A 24,674-nucleotide genomic window follows, 5' to 3' on the forward strand; every position below is an offset into this window, starting at 1 on the left:
ATAATTTGTAAAAATGACAATCTTTAGATTGTTTGTAATTATTATTTAACAATAACTATTTTTAGGATTTTGACTTTGGAATATAAAGATGCGAAATAAAAACATCAAAAAAGTTGTACTAGCTTATTCCGGTGGATTAGATACATCAGCTATTATTCCTTGGATAAAAGAAAATTACTCTTCAGAAGTAATAGCGTTTGTAGCAAATGTAGGACAAAATCAAGCGGATTTAAAAGACATTGAATACAAAGCTCTAAAATCTGGAGCATCTCAATGTATTATTAAAGATTTAAGAGAAGAGTTTATACGAGATTATGTATATCCTGTTTTAAAATCTGGAGCATTGTATGAGGAAAATTATTTATTAGGTACTGCTTTAGCTCGTCCTATTATTGCTAAATCACAAGTAGATCTAGCTCTAAAATTAAAAGCTGATGGTGTTTGTCATGGCGCTACTGGAAAAGGTAATGATCAAGTTCGATTTGAAACTGCATATGTAGGATTAGCTCCAGAATTAAAAATTATTGCACCATGGCGAGAATGGAGTTTTAAATCTCGAGGAGAATTATTATCTTATCTAAAAGAAAAAAATGTTAAAACTACTGCTTCTATTGAAAAAATTTATAGCAAAGATGAAAATGCTTGGCATGTTTCTACTGAAGGAGGTGTTTTAGAAGATTTATGGAATAAACCGAATCAGGATTGTTGGACTTGGACTAATGATCCAAAAGATGCTCCTAATGTTCCAGAAATAATTTCTATTAAGATAAAAAACGGTAGCGTTATTGCTGTTAATAATGAATTTTTGAGTCCGTTTAAGTGTTTAGAAAAATTAAATTTAGTTGGAATTAAACACGGTATAGGACGTATTGATGTTGTTGAAAATCGTTTAGTAGGTATGAAGTCGCGAGCGTGTTATGAAACTCCAGGTGGAACTATTTTAGTAAATGCGTTACGTTCACTTGAACAGTTAGTATTAGATAGAGATAGTTATAAATGGAGGCAACAAATAGCTTTAGAAATGTCTTATGTTATTTATAATGGAAATTGGTTTAGTCCTTTTCGGAAATCATTGCAAGCTGCGGCTACAGAGTTAGCGACTGAAATAGATGGAGAAGTTATTTTAGAATTATATAAAGGTACAGTAACAGCTATTAGGAAGTTTTCTCCTAATTCTTTATATTCTAAGGAATTTGCAACATTTGATCAAGACGAGGTATATCGTCAATCTGATGCTGATGGATTTATTAAGTTATATTCTTTGCCTTCGAAGATAAGAGCTATAAATAAGTGTATGAATAAGGCGTTAATGAAGTAGTTAGTATTATATTTATTATGTCGAGTGAGTATTTTTTTAATATTGATTATTTTTAGAATGTTAGTATAGAGTAAAAATGTATTTATATATATGAAATTAATTGGAGTAATTGTATGAAATTGTGGGGAGGCCGATTTGTTCATGAATCTAATTCGTTTTTTAAAAAATTTAATAGTTCTATTCAAACTGATTATAAATTAGTAGAACAGGATATTTTTAGTTCTATGTCTTGGGCAGATGCGTTATTAAAATCAGGGGTATTAATAAAATCAGAATGTAATGAAATAAAAAATGCTTTGCAAAAATTATTATGTATTGTCAAGAAGACACCTAATATAGTGTTAGATAGCAACTTAGAAGATGTACATAGTTGGGTAGAAACGCAATTAATTTTGTTAGTTGGAGATTTAGGAAAAAAATTGCATACTGGAAGAAGTAGAAATGATCAGATAGCTACAGATTTAAAATTATGGTGTAAACATAAAATTAAGGATTTATTTAATAGAATTATTGAATTTAAAATAGAATTGATAAAAATTTCAGATAATACACAGAGTGTTATTATGCCTGGATATACTCATTTGCAACGCGCACAGCCAATTACTTTTTCTTTTTGGTGTTTAGCATATTTAGAAATGATAAAAAGAGATGAAGATCGTTTAAAAGATGCGTTAAAGAGATTGAATAGTAGTCCCTTGGGTTGCGGTGCAATATCTGGAACTACATGGAACATTGATAGAGAAAATTTAGCTAAAAGTATGGGGTTTAAATCTGCTACGAATAATAGTTTAGATAGTGTATCTGATAGAGATTATGTAGTGGAATTAGCGTCTGTAGCTTCTATTAGTATGATGCATTTATCAAGGTTTGCTGAAGATTTAATTTTTTTTAATTCTTCAGAATCAAAATTTGTTGAATTATCAGATACAATTACATCTGGTTCATCATTAATGCCACAAAAAAAGAATCCTGATTCATTAGAATTAATTAGAGCGAAATCTGGGAGAGTTTTTGGCTTTTTAGTTAGTATTTTGGTAGTTTTAAAAGGTCTTCCATTATCATACAACAAAGATATGCAAGAAGATAAAAAAGGATTGTTTGACGCTTTGAATACTTGGAGTAAATGTTTATTTATGTCTTCGTTAGTTTTAAAAAATTTACATATAAATAGTATAAATTGTTTGAAAGCATCTAAAAAAAGCTATTCTAATGCTACTGAATTAGCTGATTATTTGGTTAACAAAGGAATTACTTTTCGTGATGCTCATCATATTACAGGACAAATTGTCTTAGAGGCTTTGAAATTGAATGTTCCGTTAGAAAAATTAGATTTATCTATATTCAAAAAATATAGTTCTAGTATTGAATTAGATGTGTATAATTTTTTAGATGTTATATCATTATTAGAAAAACGAAACTCCAAAGGTGGGGTAGCTCCAAAAATAGTTTCCAAGGCTATTATTTGTGAGAAAAAACAATTAAAAATATAAATTTTAAAATTATTTGTTGTTTTATAGTTAGATGTAAATAAAAATATATCTTTGATATTTCTGTTTTAAAATTTAATTTCTTTTTAGAATTTAAGTTATAATAATACGATTTATGTATAACTAATTTTTTTTAGTGTGTTTGATAAAATTATAGTTATTTAATTTAGGATTGGAAATTTTATTTTGTTTAAAATTATTGTAAGTTTTTTTTGTGATCATGTTTTTTTAAGTGTTATTTGGTTGATTTCTTGTGTATTAATGATTTTTTTTACATTAAAAGATATTTTATTTTGTACACAATTTATTAGCATTATGAAATTAATACGTTGTATAAATTATGATAGATGTTTGTTAATCATAGATGCTAGAACTGAAAAGTGTTTTTTAAAAGGTCATATTATTAATTCTGTAAATATACCTTATATAGATGTTAAATCTGTTTGTAATATAAGTGTATTTAAAAAATATAAAAATTTTTCAATAGTTATAGTTTTTAAAAATGATAATCAAATAGATAGAAATTATGTTAATTTTTTTAAATCTATTGGATGCAATAAAATTTATATATTAAGGGGCGGTATGAACGGTTGGTTGTCTAATAATTATCCAACAGTTTGTCTTAAATAGCTACGTCACATTTTTTTGAGCATGTTTTTTAGAGTGTATAAAGTGTATTTAAAATAATGAATAGGTTGAGGTTACATAGTATTTTTTAAAGTGTGATATTAATATATAAAGGGTATTGTCTTAACGTTGGTATATTTTGTGTTTATAATAAAATTATTAAAAATTAATTTTAATAATGTGTATATTTTTATTTAAAAAATAACTGTATTTATAGTATAGTTAAGTTGCGTATTACATTTATTTGGAAATGATAATGTCATCTAAAGAAGTAGAGATAATTTGGCATCAAATTATATCTGAAGTAGAAATTTTAATGGACCAAGAACCTGAATTAGCTGGATTTTATCATGCTTATATACTTCAACACGATAGTTTTGATATGGCGTTAAGTTATATTTTATCTAACCAATTGTCAAATAAAGTTATGTCTACTGTTTTTGTTCGAGATATAATTAATAAAGTATATATTGCTTGTCGTAAAATAGTTGCATATGCTATTCAAGATATAAAAGCTTTGTTTAATCATGGTTTAGTACATTGTTATTCTTTTTCTTTGTTACATTCTAAGGGTTTTCATGCATTACAAGCATATCGTATTAGTAATTTTCTATGGTGTGAAGAAAAAAAATCTTTAGCATTGTATTTTCAAAATAGAATATCATGTTTGTTTTCAGTAGATATTCATCCTGCTTCTATGATAGGATCTGGAATTGTGTTAGATAATGCTATCGGTATTACAATTGGGCAAACGTCAGCTATAAAAGATAGTGTATCGGTATTATCGCAGTCTTTAGCATTATTAGGTAGTGCTTTTAAAATTTCCAGTGTTCAATGTCCTAAGATTAATGAAGGAGTAATAATTGGTGCTAATGTTGCAATATTGGGAAATGTTGTAATTGGAGAAAAAACGAAAATTCAAGCTTGTACTGTAGTATTGCAATCTGTTCCTCCAAATTCGATTGTAACGAGTGTTTTGGCTAAAATAGTTAGCTTTAAAAATATTAATGAATAATAAAAAAAATTAATGATGTTTATAAAGTTATTTTTTAAAATTTTTAATTTTAGTACGGTTGATTTTATTGTGTGTTTAATATTTTTTGGTTTTATTTTAAAATAAAAGGTAGTAAAAGCTTCCTTACTTGATAGGAAGCTTTTAATTAATAAAAAGCATTATTTAAAACGATTTTGCTATATCAAATTTATTAATCATCTAGAAAACTACGTAGTATTTCTGACCGGCTTGGATGTCTTAGTTTTCTTAAAGCTTTAGCTTCTATTTGGCGTATTCTTTCTCGAGTAACATCAAATTGTTTTCCTACTTCTTCAAGAGTGTGGTCAGTATTCATATCAATACCGAATCTCATTCGGAGAACTTTGGCTTCTCTTGTAGTTAAACCAGACAAAACATTTTTGGTAGCAGAACGAAGACTTGCAGAAGTTGCTGAATCTAGTGGTAATTCTATATTAGTATCTTCTAAAAAATCTCCTAAGTGAGAATCATCATCTTCACCAATAGGAGTTTCCATAGAAATAGGTTCTTTAGCTATTTTTAGAACTTTTCTTATTTTGTCTTCGGGAATTAACATTCGTTCTGATAATTCTTCAGGTGTAGGTTCTCTTCCAATTTCTTGTAAGATTTGTCGAGAGATTCTATTAAGTTTATTTATAGTTTCAATCATATGAACGGGAATTCTAATAGTTCGAGCTTGATCAGCAATAGATCTTGTAATTGCTTGTCTAATCCACCAAGTGGCATATGTTGAAAATTTATAACCTCTTCGATATTCGAATTTGTCTACTGCTTTCATAAGACCAATATTCCCTTCTTGAATTAAATCTAAAAATTGTAATCCTCGATTGGTATATTTTTTTGCAATAGATATTACTAATCTTAAATTTGCTTCAACCATTTCTTTTTTAGCACGTTTAGCTTTTGCTTCTCCCAATGATATTCGTTTGTTAATATTTTTTACTTGATGAATTGTTAATCCAGTTTCTTCTTCTACTTTTTGGAGTTTTTTGAGTATCATTTGAATATCTGGTTTGATGGTATTAAATTTATCTATCCAAGGTTTTTTAATATTTTGTACTATTTTGCTCCAAATTTGATTAGTTTTTTGTAACGAAAAAAAGTTTAAAAGAGCTTTTTTAGGTATATTTCCGTATTCTATACACAATTTTGCAATGTTTCGTTCTTGAATTCGGATTTTTTGCATCATTTTTCGCATATTAATTACTAGATGATCAAATTGTTTAGGTACTAGTCTAAATTGTTTAAAAATTTCTGATAAATTATTAATTTCGATTAAAGTGTCTTGATGATTTCTATTTTTAGTTTTTATAGCGTAATTAGTAATGTGATATTGATTTTTTAATGCTATAAATTTTTCTCGTGCTAGTTCTGGATCAACAAGATGATCATCGTCATTGTTTTCTTCTGTATTATCATTGTGATGATGTTCTTCTGAATTAGTATTTATATGGTTTGTAATTGATGTATGAACTGCTTCTGCGTTAGGATCCACAAATCCATGAATTAGTTCAGATAGTCGTAGTTCACCTAATTCTACTCGATTGTATTGTTCTAAAAGATGAGTGATTGCTTCTGGATATTCTGCAACAGAACATTGAACTTGATTAATTCCGTCTTCAATTCTCTTAGCTATATCGATTTCGCCTTCGCGAGTTAATAGTTCTACTGTTCCCATTTCACGCATGTACATTCGAACAGGATCAGTTGTTCGTCCTAATTCTGATTCTACGGTAGATAGTACTTGTGCGGTAGCTTCTACTATGTCTTCATCAGTTTCGTTGTTTCTTTTTATTTCATGTAAGATAAGATCATCTGAATCTGGTGCTTTTTCTACTACTTGTATTCCCATATCATTAATCATTTGGATGATATCTTCTATTTGATCTGAATTGATGATATTATCTGAAAGATGATCATTAATTTCAGAATAGGTTAAATAACCTTGTTCTTTTCCGTAGGTAACTAGTAGTTTAAGTTGTGACTGTGGGTTTTGCTCCATAAGACGATATCCACACTTAATGATTAGAGTGATATTTCTAATCATATTTGAGTTAGTTTATATGTAAATAAGTAAATATTAATGATATTATATTTTAGTTTTTAATATCAATCGTTTTTAAAATTATATAGATAAATAGTATTACATTAGTACGTTTTTTATTAAAAACGAATAAAAATAATTATATATTTTAAAAGTTTTTTAGAATTATTTAACAACAATGGTAATTGTTCAAAGTTATTTTTTTGCTAATTCTTTATTAATTGACCATAATTCATATTTTTCTTGTTTATTTAATCCATTTAGTCGTTCTTGAGATATTAGTTTATTTTGTCGATCTTCTAGAATAATGTCGCAAATTTTAGTTAATGAATCTAAGAAAAAATCTTTGATTTTTTCGTTATGAATCATATGATCCCATTTTGCTAAATTAGCTAGGTGTTTAAAGATGTTTTTATTTCTGTATTTTTCTAGTATTTGTCCAGTATTACTATTTGGCATTGAAATGCATTTTTCAACTAAATCTAAAAAACAAGATAAACCTATAATTTTATAGTTTTGTAAGTGTTTGAGAGAGGGAAGTGTCAGTGCTAACCATGGATTTTGTATTAATAATGCAATTACAATACGTATTGTAGTTTTTTTAATTGGTTTTTTGGTATATATTTTCGTATTTATATTATTAATATTATTATTAATTAAGACGTGATAATCTAAAATTCCTATTTTTTTGCTTAATGTTTGAAAAAGATATGTTTGGGTAATTTTTCCAGGAATTTTACGAATTAGTGAAATCGCTATTGTGCTTGTATGTGATTTTTCACTAATAGAATTTAAATCTGTTTTTTTAAATAATGTTTGAAGTAAAAATTTTGAAAAATCAATTGATTTTTTTATTCTAATTTTAAAATTATCATGTCCTTCTTTTCTAATTATTGAATCTGGATCTTCGTTATTTGGTAAAAATATAAATTTTACGTTTTTTCCATCATGAATATGAGATAAAGAAATATTTAAAGTTCTCCAAGCAGCTTTTTGTCCTGAAACATCTCCATCATAGCAAAATATAATAGTGTTGGATGTACGAAATAGCAATTTAATTTGCTCGTTTGATATTATTGTTCCTAATGTTGATATAGTATAATTAATTTTAAATTGAACTAGCGCTATAACGTCAACATATCCTTCTACGATTAATATTTGTTTAGGTTTAGGATTTGTTTTAAGCATTTCATATAAGCCGTATAATTGAAAGCCTTTATGAAAAATTTGTGTTTCTGGAGAATTTATATATTTTGGAATATGATTATTTAGTGTTCTTCCTCCAAACCCTACGATGTTCCCGTTTTTGTTACGTATAGGGAAAATTATTCTATTTTTAAAGCGATCATATGTATAACCTAAAATAGTGGTTTTTAAAATTCCTATTTCTTGCAATTCTTTTTGGTTATAGCATTGTTTTTTATTTTTTTTTTCTAAATCATACCAATTTTTAGGAGAAAACCCGAGATTAAAGTATTTAATCATACTTTTATCAATTCCTCGATTTAAAATATATTGGTAAGCATATTCTGTTTTAAATATGTTTCTGTGGTAAAGATCAGCAATATTTTTAGTTAATAAATATAAATTAGTTATTTTTTCATAATTAAATAATTTTTCTTTATTTATATTTTTACAAGGTATTGTAAGTCCATGAATTTTAGCTAATTCTTTGATACTTTCTACAAACGTTAATTGTTCATAATTCATTAAAAAATCAATAATATTGCCATGAGTGTTACATCCAAAGCAAAAATAAAACTGTTTTTCGAAATTTACGGTAAAAGATGGTGTTTTCTCTTGATGAAAAGGACAATGAGTATTGTAATTTTTGCCAACTTTTTTTAGAGGTAAACGTGTATTTATTATATCTATAATATTAGTTTTAAATATTAATTCATTAATAAATTCTTTAGGAATTAGACTAGGCATATCGTTATACGTAGATGCGTAAGTATTTAAAAGATTTTGACCGTATTTAAACACGGCCAAATAGTTAATTTAAAAAAATTATTTATTAGTTTTTATTTTTAATAAATCAATATAATCGAATTCGTTTTAGATTTTCTCTTGACAGTTTTTTGGTTAATCGTTTTATTGCTGATGCTTTTGCACGTTTTCGTTCTGTAGTTGGTTTTTCATAAAATTCTCTTCTTCGTATTTCTGACAAGATTCCTGCTTTTTCGCATGATCTCTTAAATCTTCGTAATGCTACATCAAAAGGTTCGTTGTCGCGTACTTTAATTATTGGCATATAAGTTATCTTTTTTAGTTTAAAAGTATTATTATAATATATAAATAGATGTGTTATCAATGTGTATTAATAGTTTGATAGTTTTTTTGAATGTTAAATAATTATTATACAAAAATTTTTTATTATGATATTTTAGTTGTAAATTTGTGTAAAGTTTGACAATAACAATGACATGTATATTAGGTATTGAAACATCATGTGATGATACTTGTGTTGCAGTATATGATACTAATAATGGTGTTATATTTAATCAAGTATATAGTCAGTCACAATTGTATAATTATTATGGTGGTATAGTTCCTGAGTTTTCAGCTCGAAAACATTTAGAAATATTAATAGTTTTATTAAAAAATATATTTAAAAAAGGTAAAATATCAAAGAATTTGATTGATGCTGTTGCATATACAGCTGGTCCTGGGTTAGTTGGGTCATTATTAGTAGGAGCATCAGTTGGTACTGCATTAGCGTATTCTTTAAAAGTACCAGTAGTGTTGGTGAATCACATGGAAGCGCATCTTCTTACTCCTATGTTAGAAAATATTAAACCTACGTTCCCGTTTTTAGCATTATTGGTATCTGGAGGACATACTCAATTAATTAATGCTTTAGGGATTGGAGAATATGAACTATTAGGTGAAACACTTGATGATGCAGTTGGTGAAGCTTTTGATAAAGTAGCTCAAGCTTTAGGATTAGGTTATCCAGGCGGATCAAATTTGTCAAAGTTGGCTCGATCTGGTATTCCTGGTACGTTTAATTTCCCTAGACCTATGATTAATAATTCAAATTTAAACTTTAGTTTTTCTGGATTGAAAACTTTTGTTTTAAACATTATTCAAAAAAACAATAATGATTTTCAAATTAAAGCTAACATTGCTAGAGAATTTGAGAATGCTGTTGTAGATTCATTAGTTATAAAATGCATAAGAGCGTTAAAGAAATTAAAATATACCACTTTAGTAGTTTCTGGAGGAGTTAGCAAAAATGATGTATTACGTATGCATATTAATAGAATAATTAAGCAATATAATTATAAGGTTTTTTATTCTCATCTAAAATATTGTTCTGATAATGCTGCTATGATAGCATATGTTGGCTCAATTCGTTACAAAAAATTTAAAAGTTTAAATTTAGAAATTAAAATTAACCCTAATTGGTCTATTGTTGATTTAGCTAAAATATAAATATTATAAGTGTACTTTATTATGTAATAAAAATATTTTAAAATTATAATTTAAGTTATAAGTATAGATTTAATTTAAAATTATTTTAAAAGTTGAAATTTTTATTTATAATTATCTTGAAATATATTGTATAAGGTCACGAATAGTGACAATGGTCATTTTTTTTAATTTAGAAAATTTTATTATATCAGGTACTTTAGACATAGTCCCGTTTCTGTTTGTTAATTCGCATATTATTCCAGCAGGTTTAAACCCTGCTAAAGTAACAAATTCGATAGCAGCCTCTGTGTGTCCAATTCTACCTAGAATTCCATTCTTATGTGCTTGTAGTGGAAAAATATGACCAGGTCGATTTAAATCACTAGGTTTAGCATTATCATTAATAGCTGCACGTATAGTTGTTAATCTATCTTTAGCAGATACGCCTGTAGATATACCTTCGGCAGCTTCTATTGTAACAGTAAAATTAGTGCCAAATTTGCTAGTGTTATTTTGTACCATCATAGGTAATTTTAATTGTTTTCTTTTTGATTCAGTGATACATAAGCATACGATTCCACTTCCGTAACGAATGGTTAATGCCATTTGTTCTGTAGTCATTGTTTCTCCTGAGAAAATTAAGTCACCTTCGTTTTCTCTATCTTCGTTGTCTAATACAATAATTCCATGACCGTATCTCAATGCGCTAATAGCATTTTTAACACGAGTTTTTGGCGTTCCAAATTGATCAAGTAAATTTTGCGTCATATTATAAACCTTAATTTTAGATAATTTATTGTATTTTTTTAATATTTTAAATTTAGTACGAGATAACATTTAATTATATATTTAATTCGATTTGAATAATAACACAACTTTAGATTAAATAATATTTTCATGTTCCTGATTAGCATAGAATAAATTATCAGGTAAATATAAAGTTTTTATAAATTATGTTTTTATATAAAAGATAGGTTTAGTTTTATGTTTTATAATTGTTAATATACAAATAATGTGAATGTATTTGTTACTTAATGATATAAGTATAGTTTTTGGTATTAACGTTGTTTTTCATGTTGATGTATTTTATTAATTTTTATCAGGAATAATAGCATATGAAAGTATATTTAGTAGGAGGAGCAATTAGAAACAAATTTTTAAATTTACCTGTTCAAGATAGAGATTGGGTTGTAGTTGGTGCTACTCCTGAAATTTTGTTAAGTTTAAAATTTAAGCAAGTAGGTAAAGGTTTTCCAGTATTTTTGCATCCGTATAGCAAGGAAGAATATTCGTTAGCGAGAGTTGATCGAAAAATAGGTGTAGGACATACAGGTTTTTCGTTTGATTATTCTAATAAAGTTACTTTAAAAGAAGATTTAATGAGAAGAGATTTAACTATAAATGCTATAGCTCAGGATAATAATGGAAATTATATTGATCCTTTTAAAGGTATACGAGACATAAAAAATCGTATATTGCGGCATGTTTCGCCAGCATTTAGCGAAGATCCTTTAAGAGTTCTTAGAATAGCAAGATTTTGTGCATTGTTTCATCATTTAGGGTTTAGAATTGCAACAGAAACTATGAAAATTATGTCTATTGTTGTGAAAAACAATGAGTTGTTAAATTTGACTAGAGATAGAGTATGGAAAGAGACTGAAAAAGCATTTAATACGGATAATCCTCATGTTTATTTTCAAGTATTGAAAAATTGTAATGCTTTATCAGTTATATTTCCTGAAATTAATTTAGTTTATCAACGTCAATATTATTGTATTGATAATATGTATCATAATTTTTATGATACCTTTGACATTTTTATGGGTTTAGCTGAACTTTCTAAAATTAGTAGAGATATAGATATTCGTTTTTCATATTTATTTTTTTGTATTAATCGAATGTTATTCATTGATACTAGTTCGTATATATTAGTTATTAATCAAAAAGAATTAGTTAGATATTTTAAAGCGTTGTGTCAGCGATTTTGTATTCCTGCTTATATAAAAAATGTATCTATTTGTTTTTCTAGATTTTATAAATTTTTGAGTGTAATTCATTATCAATCTTCAAAAGATATTATAATGTTTTTTTATATAATTGATGCATGGAGAAAACCTTATATGATAAGAAAATTATCGGTTTTAAATAATTTTTGTGTGAGTAGAAATGCATATTTTAAAAATATAACTTGTCAACAGTATCCAAGAAATTTTTTAAAATATGCTTTCAATGTTGCTAATAAAATATCTATTAAACCTATTTTAAAAATGGGGTTTTCAGGTTTACAAATTAAATATGAATTAATTCGTTTAAGAATTAATGCTATAGAAAATTGGAGACAGAATATTACGGTATATAAAAAGTGTTGTTTTTAATGCATGAAAAATAAATAGATTATTATAGATAGTATTGATCTGTAAATTATAAATGGAATTAATGAACAGTTTTTCATTGTGTTTAAACATCTTTTAATAACAATATTTGAGGTGATAAATGCAGATAAAAATCCTGAAAATAGCATTGGTATGTTATTTATAGATATGTCGTAAAAGTTGTTTATAACATCTAAAACACTTGCTCCAAAAAAAATAGGAACAGATAATATGAATGAAAATTCTACTGATTTTGATTGTTTTAATCCAGATAATATTCCTGCAGAAATTGTTGCACAAGATCTAGAAAATCCCGGCCATAATGCTAGGCATTGAAATATTCCGATAATTAATATTTGTGGTGTTTCTATATTTTTGTTAGAACTAATTTTAGTTTTTGAAATTTCAGTTAATATTAATAAGATTGTACCAAATATTAATGCATATATTATGCTATAAAAATTAGACAAATATTTAATATATTGATATATGCATAGTCCTATAAATATAATTGGGATATTTCCTAAAATAATATGATGATATATCAGATCATTTTTTTTGGTAATTTGTTTGCAGATAAAAATTTGTTCCAAAAATATAACAAATTTTTCTTTAAAATGTAATAAAATTGATAATGCAGCTCCGGTTTGAATAATTGTGTTTAGTATTTTAATTTCGTTGTTTTTCATTTCAAGGATGTTAGTAAATATTAGTAAGTGTCCTGAAGATGAAATAGGAAAAAATTCTGTAATACCTTCGACAATTCCAAGAATGATAGCATTAAATATATTAGTAGTCATAGTCATGTATGATATTTATGTTTTAGATATAATTAAATGTTTTTGAGTATTTATTTTTTGTAAATAGTTTTTTTAAGGTATTAAATAGGCAAAACGGAAGATAAATAAGCCGTTTCACCTATATAGCATATTTATTTTTGTACAGAAAAAATTACAGTTTTTCCAGCTATAACTGATCCAGTGTTTTTAGTGATTTTTTTAAATTTATCTATATTAGATATGATTACAGGTGTTAATGTAGATTTTACTAATTTTTTTAAAAAGGGTAAATCTATAAAAATGATTGGATCTCCTATTTTAACGGCGATGTTTTCTTCAGAGATTTTTTTAAAACCTCTACCCTTCAATTTTACTGTATCTATTCCAAAATGTACAAATAGTTCAATATCATCATCTGATTTTATTGAAAATGCATGTAATGTTTCAAATATTCGTCCAATTGTGCCATTTATAGGTGCTAGTAATATATTACTATTTGGTGATATAGCAATTCCATCACCTACTATTTTGTTTGAAAAAACTTCGTCAGGAACAGATTCTATTTCAACAATGTCCCCGGAAATTGGAGCAAAAATGTTAATTACATTATGAGATGATAAATTGTTTTTATTTTTAAAGAAATTAGAAAAAAATTTCATTATTTCCTCTATTTATTTTTATTATTAATATTAATAAATGTATTGATCGTATTATTAACTTCATTATAAGTTGGTTGTAAAAGTACTTTTTTTGCTAATTTTTTTACATCTAAAAAAGTGGATTCTCGAATTATTTTTTTTATTTTTGGTATTGTAGCTGCGCTCATGCTAAATTCGTCTAATCCCATTCCTAATAATAATAATGTAGCTTTTTCATCTCCAGCTAATTCTCCGCACATGCCAGTCCATTTACCTACTTTGTGTGAAGCATTAATTACTTGTTGAATAAGACTTAGAACAGAAGGGCTCATTGGGTTATATAGATGTGAAATCAAATCGTTTCCTCGATCTACAGCTAAAGTATATTGGGTTAAATCATTACTGCCAATACTAAAAAAATCAACTTCTTGAGCTAAGTGATGTGCAATTATAGCTGATGCAGGAGTTTCTATCATAATTCCTACTTCTATTTTTGCATTAAATGGTATTTTTTGATGATGTAATAATTGTTTTAATTTTTCTAACTCGTATTGAAGAGTGCGAACTTCTTCAACTGAAATAATCATTGGAAACATAATTCGTAATTTTCCAAAAGCAGATGCTCTCAATATCGCTTTTAATTGTGCATGTAAAATTTCTTTTCTATCTATGGCTATTCGAATAGCTCTCCATCCTAAAAAAGGGTTTTCTTCTTTAGGAATATTCATATACGAAATATTTTTATCACCACCGACATCCATAGTTCTTATGATAATAGATTTATTTTTCATTTCTTCAGCAATGGTTTTATATGTATTGAATTGTTCTTCTTCAGAAGGTAAATAGTTTCTATTCATAAATAAAAATTCTGTTCGATATAATCCTATACATTCAGCTCCATATTTTTTAGCGTTGTTAATATCTTGGATAGTGCTGATATTGGCCCCGATTTCTACTTTATGTTTATCTTTAGTGATAGCATATAAATTTTTTGATTCTATTAAAAGTTTTTTTTCTGATTCGTATTTTTTCTTTTTTTGTTTAATTCTGTGAATTTCTTCTAGAGAAGGATTGATAGATATTTTATTATTAATACTATCTAATATAATAAAGTCATCATTTTTTGCTTTTTCTGTTATATTTTTAGTTCCGACGATAGCTGGTAGTTCTAATGATCGTGCAATAATAGAAGTGTGTGATGTTTGTCCACCCAAGTCAGTAATAAATCCTAGTACTTTTTTTAAATTTATTTGTGCTGTTTCTGAAGGAGTTAAATCTCGAGCGATTAAAATTACTGGATTTTTTATATTGTTTAAATCTTTAATATCTATGTTTAATATGTTTTTTAGTAATCTATTACCAATGTCTTGAATATCTATAGCTCTGTTTTTTAGATATTCGTCATTTAGTTGTTCCAATGTTTTAGCGTGTTCTTCAATAATAATTTTTGTAGCGTATTCAGAAGAAATATTCCTATCTTGAATGAGTGAAATTATTTTTTGTTGAAATTCATCGTCTTCAAGTAGCATAATATGTCCTTCGAAAATATTAGATTGCGTATTTTCAAATTTTTGTTGTGTTTTATTTTTTATTTCTTGGAGTTGACAGATAGTTTTATTTTTTCCGTTAATAAATTTTTTAACTTCTTGATGAATATCTTGATTTGAAATTTTTTTGTAATTTATGGAAAGTATTTCGTTTTTAAGTAATAGAGCTTTTCCAAAGGTTATACCTGGTGACGCTAGAATGCCTGAAATCATAATAAAACCTCTAAAATAGAATAAGTAGTTGAATCATTTAGTTACAACAATTTTTGTTTTATCCAGAGACATTTCCGGATAGATAGAACATATTCCGGAAGTAATATTTTTTGAATTACTTCCGGTTAAGAAGTTTTTAATCTGTCTTTGTTTTTTTAAAGACATGATATTTTTTTATTTAAGCGTTGTTAGAAATTTTGCTAAATCTTCAACTGCTACTTTTTCATCTATACCATGTGCTGATATTGTAATTAAACTATTTTGTACTAATCCTAATGTTTGTAGTTTAAATAAACTTTTAGCGTTTGCAGATTTTCCATTAGAAATTATGTTAATTTCTGAAATAAATTTTTTTGCTTCCTTAACTAACAGTGCAGCAGGTCGAGTGTGTAATCCGTTAGGTGTTGTAATTTTAATGTCTCTCTGAAACATTTTTTCCTCTTTATTTATATTTTTGTGAAACATTTTATTAGTAGTACGTTTAGATTTTATGTATGAAAAGTATTAGTTTTGATTTTTTTACTGATTATTTTATGTATGATTAAAGATATTTTTTATTTTAATGAAAAATTTTTAGAATAATTATCAAAATTTGATTATTTTAAAAAAATTAGTGTAGAGTTATATATTTTATAATAGATTAATACTCTTTGTTTTAAAAATAAAAATTAATATTGGGATAATATTTTGTTTACAAAAATTGTTTAATTATTGAATTTTTGTATTGAATGTTATGAAATTATTTTACATTTAATTATAATTTCTTGTAGATGTTAAGGTGTCTTTTTTCTTTTTTGTTTTTAAGTTGTATTGTTATATTTTTATAGTAGTTTATAAATTCTGGTATTTGGTGATCATGTTGATAACGAGTTTGTGAATTAATAAGTTTTTTATTTTTTTAGTTTTGTAATAATTATATAGTTTAATTTTTGATTAACATTTTTATAAATAAGATTTATAATAGTAAATAGTACGTTTTAATTTTTTGTAATTATTATTTTAAATTTTAAGTCTAGAAATGTTTTTATGTATTTTAGGATACAATGAATTTTAATGTCATTAATAACAAATATTGTTTGGATTGCTTGTTATAACTACGTTTTAAATTTAATAAGTAGTTTTTTACATTTTATATTATTTTTAATTAGTAATTTTAAATTAATTAATTTTAGAAGTTTTTAATTTTTTGTAATATGTTTTTTTAGTGTATTTAGATAGTATGTGTTAATTTTGTTATTAAATTATATATTTTAAAGAGATATTAATTTTTACTAATAATTTTAGTTATTTTTATTATAGGTATGGATAACACTTTTATATTACATATTGTATTAGATATAATATGGTGTTTTTACATGTTATAATTAAGATTTATAAATATAATTTTAATTAAAAATAATTAGTGTTATTTTGTATAAGTATTTTTTAGAACATTTTAGATAAGTTTTGAACTATGTTATTTGAACAAAGTATTTTTTAGAAGTAGAGAACATTTATATATAATAAATGTTGCATATTTTAATATGCAGAATATATTTTTTTTGAAAGAATTTTTTTTAAAAGTAGAACAATAGCATTGTAATTAAATAAATTATGTAATAAAAAATTTAAATATAAGTTGCATGTTGTTTATAATTTTATGCTTTATAAAATAACTTAGATATAATACATTATTAGCGTAATAATTAATTATATAATTAAAAAGCGTATTTTTATATTGTTTAGGTAAATAAATTTTAGGTAGTTAATATGTTTTATTTTAGTATGGTAACAAAAGATATGACAGTAATTTTATAAATTCTATTTAATGGTATTATAGTTTTTTCAAGTTACCTGTTTTAAAGGTATTAAAAATAGTGTATTTTTGTGGTTATAATATACATTTATATGTATTTAATATATTTTTTTATAAAATTATAGTTTTGATTTATATAAACTTAAATTTAAAAATATTTTAGGTATATAGAAAAATATTATTAATTGGAAGTTGTATGAAGGATATTAAAAATTATATATTAAAATTACAAGATGAAATTCGTTATCATGCGTATTTGTATCATACTTTAAATTCTCCTAAAATTTCTGATGAAAAATATGATTTTTTAGTGATAGAATTGCAAAGATTAGAAAAAAAATGTAAATATAGTGTTAGATTTAAAGATTCTCCTACACAATCTGTAGGTTCAGAAAATTTACCTGAATTTAAGAAGTTTAGTCATATTACTCCAATGTTATCTTTAAATAATGTATTTATTAAAAATGATTTTTTAAAATTTTATAAAAAAATTGTCAATAATATTACAGTCGAAAAAATTTTTTTTTGTTCCGAATTAAAATTTGATGGTGTGGCTATAAATTTAATATATATAAATGGACTATTGTTTCGCGCTGTAACTCGGGGTAATGGTTATGAAGGTGAAGATGTAACAAGTAATGTTAATATGATTTCGTCTGTTCCTAAAAAGTTAATTGGTATAGATATACCTGAAACTTTAGAGGTAAGAGGTGAAATTTTTATGTTAAAAAGTGATTTTAAAAAATTAAATGTTCGGTTGACAAAATTTAAAAAAAAATTGTTTTCGAATTCTAGAAATGCTGCTTCTGGGTCTTTGCGTCATAAAAATGCTAAAGTAACAGAATTAAGAAGTTTGACATTTTATTGCTATGGATGTGGTTATTGCAGTTATGAAAATTTTACGGACAGTCACTTTTTGAGATTAAAAAAGTTAAAAAGTTGGGGTTTTCCAATCAGTGATTATAATTTTTTGCATTCTTCGTATGATGAAATATTGCGTTTTTATAATTTTATTCAAAATGAACGCTATTTTTTAAATTTTAATATTGATGGAATAGTGATTAAAGTTGATTCTATTTGTCTGCAAAAATCATTAAGTACTACGAGTAAAGCGCCTCGGTGGGCAGTTGCATATAAATTTTCTGATAAAATTAAAATAACTACAATAATGAATATTTTATATCAAGTAGGGCGTACTGGTGTAATTACTCCGGTAGCGCAAGTTACTCCAATATATATATCTGGTGTTTTAATAAAAAAAGTTTCTTTGCATAATTTTAATGAAATAAGAAGGTTAAATTTAAACATTGGTGATTCTGTTTTTATTAAGCGATCTGGCGATGTAATTCCTCACATAATTGAAGTTGCATCTAAATGTAAATTACAACGCAACGAAGACATTAGTATTCCTAAATTTTGTCCAGAATGTGGTTCAAAATTAAAGGTTGATAGTTTTAGTAATATTAAAATACGTTGTATGGCTGGATTAAAATGTTTAAGTCAATTTAAGAAGTTATTACATTATTTTTGTTCTAAAAAGGGATTAAATATTCTTGGTTTGGGTCCAAAAATTATAGATAAATTAGTAGATTTAGGTTATGTTAGTGATTTATCAGATATTTTTGATTTAAATGTATCGTTGTTAACTAAAGTAGAAAATATAGGTATAATAAAATCACAAAACATTATAAGATCTATCAATAATTCTAAGAATGTTAGTTTTTCAAAATTTTTATGTTCGTTAGGAATATTTGAAGTAGGAAGTATAGTAGCTAGGAGTATTTCTAATTATTTCTTTACATTAGATAAGTTTATGAATTCTTCTAAAGAAGAATTTTTGTTAATAAATGGGATTGGTGTAAATATAGCTGATAATTTATATAATTTTATTAATGATGAGTTTAATAAAAACATTATATTTAAGTTATCGAAAAAATTAAATATTTCTTCAGATATTAATGCTATTATTGATAATAATAATACCCTGTTTAGAAAGAAAATTGTATTTAGTGGTTCGTTTTCTAATTTTTCTCGTTCAAAAATTATAGAACTATCTAAAAAATTAGGAATAATAGTTGTATCTTCTGTTTCTAAATCAGTAGATTATATTATAATAGGTAAAAAACCAGGTAGAAAGCTAATAAAAGCTAAAAAATTTAGTATACCTGGTATATACGAAAAAGAGTTTTTAAATATAATTAATGTTTACTTGTAGTATAAATATTATTTTTTTTAGTGAAGCATTTATTTTGTTATATATGGGTCGTGCAGGATTTGAACCTGCGACCAATTGATTAAAAGTCAACTGCTCTACCAACTGAGCTAACGACCCAAAATTATTTTGGGTGATGACGGTCTCGAACCGCCGACCTTCTCCGTGTAAAGGAGATGCTCTACCAATTGAGCTAATCACCCTTTATATCTATCTATTGTAAAGATTAGAAATTTAGAGTCAATCTTTTTTTTTATAAAATTTATATTTATTTTCGGTTTTTACAAAATTTTTTTGTTTTTTAAAGTTTTCAAACATAAAATTTATTTGGAAATGTATGATAATTAAAACTCGATTTGCTCCTAGTCCTACTGGGCCTTTGCACATTGGAAGTGTTCGTACTGCTTTATATGCATGGTTATTTGCGAAAAGTATGAATGGGAAGTTTGTTTTACGAATAGAGGATACAGATAAACGACGTTCAACTAATGCTTTTACTTCTGAAATAATTAATAACTTGGAATGGTTAGGATTAAATTGGGATGAAGGACCATATTTTCAAAGTGATAGGTTAGAGTATTATAGAAATATTATTAAAAAGATGGTCGAAGCCGGTTTGGCATATAAGTGTTATTGTACTAATGATAGGTTATTAAAATTAAGAAAATTTCAGATATCATTAGGAAAAAAACCAAAATATGATCGTAAATGTCGATATCTTGTTAAAAAAGATATATTAAGCACTGATTATGTGATTAGATTTTGTAATCCTGATTTTGGATGTGTTACGTTTTGTGATAAAATTAGGGGAAAAATATCGATAGAAAATAAGGAATTAGACGATTTAGTTATTCAGCGAGCTGATGGTATACCAACTTATAATTTTTGTGTAGTAATAGATGACAGAGATATGAATATTACTCATGTAATCAGGGGGGAAGATCATATTAGTAACACGCCGCGTCAGATTAATATATTACGAGCATTAAATGCGAATATTCCTATTTATGCTCATGTTTCAATGGTATTATCTGAAGATAAACAAAAGTTATCTAAGAGAAATAATACAATTACTAGTATATCAGAATATCGTTTGTGTGGTTATCTTCCAGAGTCTTTATTAAATTATATAGTTCGTTTAGGTTGGTCGCATGGAAATCAAGAAATTTTTAGTATTTCTGAAATGATAAAATATTTTACGTTAGAAAGTCTTAATAAGTCTTCTAGTTGTTTAAATAAAAAAAAATTATTATGGTTAAATCGATTTTATATCAATAATTTGCCAGAAACAGTTATTAAAAAACATTTACAATATCAGTTTAATAAAAATAATATAGATTATAAGAATGATTCAGATTTACTTAAATTAGTTAAGTTATTAGGCTCTCGTTATTATACTTTGCAAGAAATTGTTGATTATTCTAGATGTTTTTATAATAAATCTATTTGTTTTAATTCAAATATAATGTCTAAACATTTAGATAATTCTTCTAAATTAATTTTAAAAAAAATATATGATAAATTTTTAGATTTAGAAGTTTGGAATGTAGAAGTAATACGTTCTTTGTTAAATAGCTCTGTATGCGAGTTACAAATAAGTTTTAAAAAAGTTTCTATGACTATTCGTATAGCTGTAACTGGACATGTTTTTTCTCCAAATCTTTGTTCTGTTATATGTTTCCTTGGAAAAAATAAATTTTTATTAAGAATAAAAGAAGCTTTGTTGTATATTAAAAATATGTGTTTCGAAGTATAAAGTTTTTTCAAAAGTCATTTTTTTATTTAAATTAATTTAGAACTGCTGTTTTAATTAAATTTTTAACTTTTATGGGGTTATAGCTCAATTGGTAGAGCGTTTGCATGGCATGCAAAGGGTTAGCGGTTCAAATCCGCTTAACTCCAAAACGATTAAATATATTAATTTTATTTTAGAAGATAAAATTAAATATAAATTTAAATTAAATTTAGTAACTTTTTTATAGGTATGAATTTTCTAAGTATTGTAATTTAGTTAATATATTAAAGTATATGATTAAATTTGCATATTCATTATTTCTTGATAACTTTCAACCAGTTTATTTTTTACTTGAACAAGAAATTGAATAGAAATAGATATTTTTTGTAAATCTACCATAATATCGTTTAAAGAACTATTTGATTCGTCTATTTGTGAATTATTTATTTTATCAAATATATTTCTTTCGTTAGCGCTTGTTTTTTTTAATGCATTAGTAAAATTTTCATAGAAATTTTTTGGGTGCGTTATTTTTTCTGTACTAAGATATGGTATTACATCATCAGAATATAAGTTATTGTTTATATTTTGTATTTTCATAATTATTTCTTAATTAAAATTTAGAACATTTTATGATAGTAATGTAACATAAATTTTGTATTATTAATATATATCTATTCTTATGTAATTAAATTTTCATGTTTATAAATTATTTGGAATATAATATGTACTACTAAAGTTTTAGCAACATAATAAACGTTTAATTAAATATAGTTTTCGTGAAGGGAATATTTCATGAATATGGGCCGTACATCTAATTTAAATGTAAAAAATAGAGATTTAAAACGTAATTTTTTTTCGAATTTATCACTAAATGTTCGTGTTTTACTGTTGGTTTTTTTAATTACGTTAATAGTATTTTATATATTTTTTTTTAAACCTCTTAATTATTCTATTCTTTATAATAACTTATCTAATGATGATGAAAAGTCGATAGTTTCGCGGTTAATTAGTTTGAAAATACCATTTAAGTTTAATCAAAACCATTCTGAGTTGCTGATACCTAGTAATGCACTTAAAAAAGTGTATTTGGATTTAGCAGAGCAGGGTTTACCTAAAGAGAAAAAAGTTGGTTTTGAATTATTAGATACAGAAAAGTTTGGTTTAAGTCAATTTAATGAAGAAGTTAATTATGAAAGAGCATTAGAAGGTGAATTAGCAAGGAGTATTCAAAAATTAGAAAATATAAAAACTGCTCGAGTTCATATAGTATTGTCTAAATCTTCAGTTTTTATTCGTGAAAAAAAAATTCCGTCTGCTTCTGTAATATTAGAAATTAAACCAGGTCGTTATCTTAATTATAATCAAATTAACTCTATTTTACATATAGTCGCTCAAGGTGTGTCGAATTTACAAATTGAAAATATTACAATAGTTGATCAATTTGGGAATCTATTAAGTAGTATGAATGATTTGTATAATGATAGTTATAGTAACAATCAGTTAAAATATTCTAATGAAATAGAAACTGGTTACAAAAATAAGATCGAAAGTGTGTTAGTTCCATTAGTTGGTGTAAATAATATTCATGCACAGGTTACTGCTCAAATAAGTTTTGATAAACAAGAAAATTCAGAAGAAAGATTTACTCCTAATTATAGTAACGAAAAGCAATCTGTCCGTTCTGTTCAGAATAAAAAGAATATAGAATTTAGTGAAAAATATTCAGATAATTCTTTTTCTTCAAATCAAGGTGTTTTATCTAATAAAAAATTGAATGATTTATCTAATTCATCTTTGTTATTTAATCACAATAATATTCCTAATTTTTCAGAACAAGTCTCATCTACAAAAAATTCTAAAAGAAATTTAAGCGATGAATCTGTTATTCCACAATCAAGTACTAATCAGAATTATATTGTTAATTATGAATTAGATCATGTAATTTCTCATAATAAATTTAATGTGGGAAATGTTAAGCGTCTTTCGGTTGCAGTAGTTATTAACTATGTTAAAGATAAACATGGTAAGTTTGTTTCTTTAAGTACAGATAAGTTGAATAGTATTAAAAAATTGGTTTGTGAATCTGTTGGGTTTTCTCGAAAAAGAGGAGATAGCGTTTCTGTAGTTAATTTCAAATTTTCAACGCCAGAGGTTTATTTTCAATCTCCTCCCAGCAATTATAATAAATATATTTCATTTAATAATTTGTTTGAGTTTTTTTTAATATGTCTAGGTGTAATAATATTATGTTTGTTAATTATCAAGTTAAATTTTTTAAAAATATTATTTAAAAATAAAAAGCGGATAGATATTTCTAATAATTATGCAGTTAAGGACAATTTGACATCACAGAATAAAGGTGTAGAAGATGATAAAGAATTAAAAAAAAAATTGAGTAGCGTATTAGAATCTGATCCGAAAGAGATTGCTATGGTTATTCGAAAATGGATAAGTGGTTAAAATTATGAATTTAAATGGCGAACAAAAAAGTGCTGTCTTATTAGCATTAGTAGGTATAGATAAAGCTATAGAAATTTTAAAAGAACTTTCTATACAAGAAATTGAGAATATTGCTAAATGTATGTCTTACATGGATGTTATATCTAGTATAACTGCTGATTTAGTGTTATCTGAATTTTGTAATGAAGTTAGAATAAATAAGGATCAAAATATAAGTTTTATCAATAACAATTTTATTATATCTCTTTTAAAAAAAGTTCTAGGTGAACATCACGCTGTGTTACTTTTAGATAAATTTAAAAATCAAAAAAATATTTCAGATAATATAAAGAAGTTAAACTTAATTAATCCAGAAAAAATAGTAAGTTTAATTAAAGGTGAACATCCTCAAATTATTGCTACAATATTGATTTATTTAAATAGAAATCATGCAGCAAATATTTTATCATATTTTGAAGATAATTTAAGTTTAGATATAATTAGACGAATAGCTAATTTTTCTAGTTTAAAGAAATTAGGTCAAGAAGAGTTTGTTAAAATAATTGATAATTTAATAAATAAATATCAAAATTCTATGTTAAACCAACAAGGTATAGTTACTGCTGTAGAATTGTTAAAATTAATTAAGAGAGATCAGGAAACAAAAATTTTAACAAAAATGTTTTCATCAGATAAGGTATTAGCTAAACGAATTAAAACTAAGATGCTTGAGTTTTCGGATATTATAAATCTAGACGATGTATATATTCGGCGATTAATTAAAGTATTTCCGTTATATGAATTGTCTGAAATTATGAAGGTTGAAAAAGAAGAGTTTAAAAAAAAGTTTTATAAAAATATGTCTCTAGAAAATACAAATTTGATAAAAAATTATTGTTCAAAAAAAATATTTATTTCGAATGATTTAATACAAAAAAAAAGAAATAATTTATTAAATTCAGTCAAAAAAATTTTGTATAACAGCTAAGATTATTAATTATCGGGAACGTGTAAG

At 25.1% G+C, this 24,674-nt stretch carries 19 protein-coding genes and 3 tRNA genes; 11 read left to right on the forward strand and 11 right to left on the reverse strand.

The annotated features are described in order from the left end of the window. The first annotated feature begins 88 nt into the window (after positions 1-88). The 4 genes from BBP_RS00245 to BBP_RS00260 all read left to right on the forward strand — a co-directional run bounded on the left by BBP_RS00245 (position 89) and on the right by BBP_RS00260 (position 4,447). Positions 89-1,318, forward strand: coding sequence for an argininosuccinate synthase (locus tag BBP_RS00245; RefSeq protein ID WP_011091188.1), 1,230 nt, complete (start codon positions 89-91; stop codon positions 1,316-1,318). 113 nt (positions 1,319-1,431) lie between these two features. Beyond that, positions 1,432-2,808 (forward strand): argininosuccinate lyase, encoded by a 1,377-nt coding sequence (argH, locus tag BBP_RS00250; RefSeq protein ID WP_011091189.1) that lies wholly within the window; start codon positions 1,432-1,434, stop codon positions 2,806-2,808. A 183-nt stretch (positions 2,809-2,991) separates the two neighbouring features. Next, positions 2,992-3,435, forward strand: a complete 444-nt coding sequence (locus BBP_RS00255) for a rhodanese-like domain-containing protein (protein WP_011091190.1) — start codon at positions 2,992-2,994, stop codon at positions 3,433-3,435. Between the two features lie 253 nt (positions 3,436-3,688). Continuing rightward, the gene (locus BBP_RS00260) at positions 3,689-4,447 is read left to right on the forward strand and encodes a serine O-acetyltransferase (RefSeq protein WP_050703092.1); all 759 of its coding nucleotides are present in this window, start codon (positions 3,689-3,691) and stop codon (positions 4,445-4,447) included. Between the two features lie 190 nt (positions 4,448-4,637). Here BBP_RS00260 and rpoD read toward each other — a convergent pair whose 3' ends face one another. The 3 genes from rpoD to rpsU form a co-directional block, all read right to left on the reverse strand. Continuing rightward, complete coding sequence (rpoD, locus tag BBP_RS00265) at positions 4,638-6,512, reverse strand: RNA polymerase sigma factor RpoD (RefSeq protein ID WP_416224303.1); 1,875 nt, start codon at positions 6,510-6,512, stop codon at positions 4,638-4,640. 192 nt (positions 6,513-6,704) lie between these two features. Next, entirely contained in the window at positions 6,705-8,441 is a 1,737-nt protein-coding gene (dnaG, locus tag BBP_RS00270; protein ID WP_011091193.1) for a DNA primase, read from the reverse strand. Between the two features lie 106 nt (positions 8,442-8,547). Beyond that, entirely contained in the window at positions 8,548-8,763 is a 216-nt protein-coding gene (rpsU, locus tag BBP_RS00275; protein ID WP_011091194.1) for a 30S ribosomal protein S21, read from the reverse strand. Between the two features lie 167 nt (positions 8,764-8,930). Here rpsU and tsaD point away from each other — a divergent pair, with 167 nt between their 5' ends. After that, positions 8,931-9,947: a tRNA (adenosine(37)-N6)-threonylcarbamoyltransferase complex transferase subunit TsaD gene (gene tsaD / locus BBP_RS00280; RefSeq protein ID WP_011091195.1), complete on the forward strand. Its 1,017-nt coding sequence runs from the start codon at positions 8,931-8,933 to the stop codon at positions 9,945-9,947. A gap of 111 nt (positions 9,948-10,058) precedes the next feature. Here tsaD and ribB read toward each other — a convergent pair whose 3' ends face one another. After that, positions 10,059-10,694, reverse strand: a complete 636-nt coding sequence (ribB, locus tag BBP_RS00285) for a 3,4-dihydroxy-2-butanone-4-phosphate synthase (protein ID WP_011091196.1) — start codon at positions 10,692-10,694, stop codon at positions 10,059-10,061. A 347-nt stretch (positions 10,695-11,041) separates the two neighbouring features. On the opposite strand from ribB, the gene BBP_RS00290 reads away from it, so the two are divergent. After that, a complete protein-coding gene (locus tag BBP_RS00290) occupies positions 11,042-12,301 on the forward strand; it encodes a tRNA CCA-pyrophosphorylase (RefSeq protein ID WP_011091197.1) in 1,260 nt (419 codons plus the stop codon). Here the strand turns inward: BBP_RS00290 and BBP_RS00295 are convergent. The 4 genes from BBP_RS00295 to BBP_RS00310 all read right to left on the reverse strand — a co-directional run bounded on the left by BBP_RS00295 (position 12,298) and on the right by BBP_RS00310 (position 15,907). Continuing rightward, the gene (locus BBP_RS00295; RefSeq protein WP_187145694.1) at positions 12,298-13,098 is read right to left on the reverse strand and encodes an undecaprenyl-diphosphate phosphatase; all 801 of its coding nucleotides are present in this window, start codon (positions 13,096-13,098) and stop codon (positions 12,298-12,300) included. The two genes, BBP_RS00290 and BBP_RS00295, sit on opposite strands and share 4 nt — an antisense overlap. A gap of 131 nt (positions 13,099-13,229) precedes the next feature. Next, positions 13,230-13,736, reverse strand: a complete 507-nt coding sequence (gene crr / locus BBP_RS00300) for a PTS glucose transporter subunit IIA (protein WP_011091199.1) — start codon at positions 13,734-13,736, stop codon at positions 13,230-13,232. Positions 13,737-13,744: 8 nt separating this feature from the next. Then, positions 13,745-15,475 carry a phosphoenolpyruvate-protein phosphotransferase PtsI gene (ptsI, locus tag BBP_RS00305; RefSeq protein ID WP_011091200.1) on the reverse strand — a complete coding sequence of 577 codons (1,731 nt, stop codon included), beginning with the start codon at positions 15,473-15,475 and terminating at the stop codon, positions 13,745-13,747. Positions 15,476-15,649: 174 nt separating this feature from the next. Beyond that, entirely contained in the window at positions 15,650-15,907 is a 258-nt protein-coding gene (locus BBP_RS00310) for an HPr family phosphocarrier protein (RefSeq protein WP_011091201.1), read from the reverse strand. 1,559 nt (positions 15,908-17,466) lie between these two features. Here BBP_RS00310 and ligA point away from each other — a divergent pair. After that, complete coding sequence (ligA, locus tag BBP_RS00315) at positions 17,467-19,485, forward strand: NAD-dependent DNA ligase LigA (protein ID WP_011091202.1); 2,019 nt, start codon at positions 17,467-17,469, stop codon at positions 19,483-19,485. A 44-nt stretch (positions 19,486-19,529) separates the two neighbouring features. Here ligA and BBP_RS00320 read toward each other — a convergent pair. Then, positions 19,530-19,602: transfer RNA gene (locus BBP_RS00320), tRNA-Lys, on the reverse strand. Between the two features lie 10 nt (positions 19,603-19,612). Further along, a tRNA-Val gene (locus BBP_RS00325) sits at positions 19,613-19,685 on the reverse strand. A gap of 134 nt (positions 19,686-19,819) precedes the next feature. On the opposite strand from BBP_RS00325, the gene gltX reads away from it, so the two are divergent. After that, positions 19,820-21,238 (forward strand): glutamate--tRNA ligase, encoded by a 1,419-nt coding sequence (gltX, locus tag BBP_RS00330; protein WP_011091203.1) that lies wholly within the window; start codon positions 19,820-19,822, stop codon positions 21,236-21,238. A 73-nt stretch (positions 21,239-21,311) separates the two neighbouring features. Further along, a tRNA-Ala gene (locus tag BBP_RS00335) sits at positions 21,312-21,384 on the forward strand. 130 nt (positions 21,385-21,514) lie between these two features. Here the strand turns inward: BBP_RS00335 and fliE are convergent. After that, on the reverse strand, positions 21,515-21,817 hold the full coding sequence (gene fliE, locus BBP_RS00340; protein WP_011091204.1) for a flagellar hook-basal body complex protein FliE: 303 nt from the start codon (positions 21,815-21,817) through the stop codon (positions 21,515-21,517). A gap of 201 nt (positions 21,818-22,018) precedes the next feature. Here fliE and fliF point away from each other — a divergent pair, with 201 nt between their 5' ends. Continuing rightward, a complete protein-coding gene (gene fliF, locus BBP_RS00345; RefSeq protein ID WP_071812935.1) occupies positions 22,019-23,680 on the forward strand; it encodes a flagellar basal-body MS-ring/collar protein FliF in 1,662 nt (553 codons plus the stop codon). 4 nt (positions 23,681-23,684) lie between these two features. After that, a complete protein-coding gene (locus BBP_RS00350) occupies positions 23,685-24,647 on the forward strand; it encodes a FliG C-terminal domain-containing protein (RefSeq protein ID WP_011091206.1) in 963 nt (320 codons plus the stop codon). Positions 24,648-24,674 lie beyond the last annotated feature (27 nt).

This window comes from Buchnera aphidicola str. Bp (Baizongia pistaciae) (assembly GCF_000007725.1).
In the GTDB taxonomy this organism is placed as follows: domain Bacteria; phylum Pseudomonadota; class Gammaproteobacteria; order Enterobacterales; family Enterobacteriaceae; genus Buchnera_B; species Buchnera_B aphidicola_H.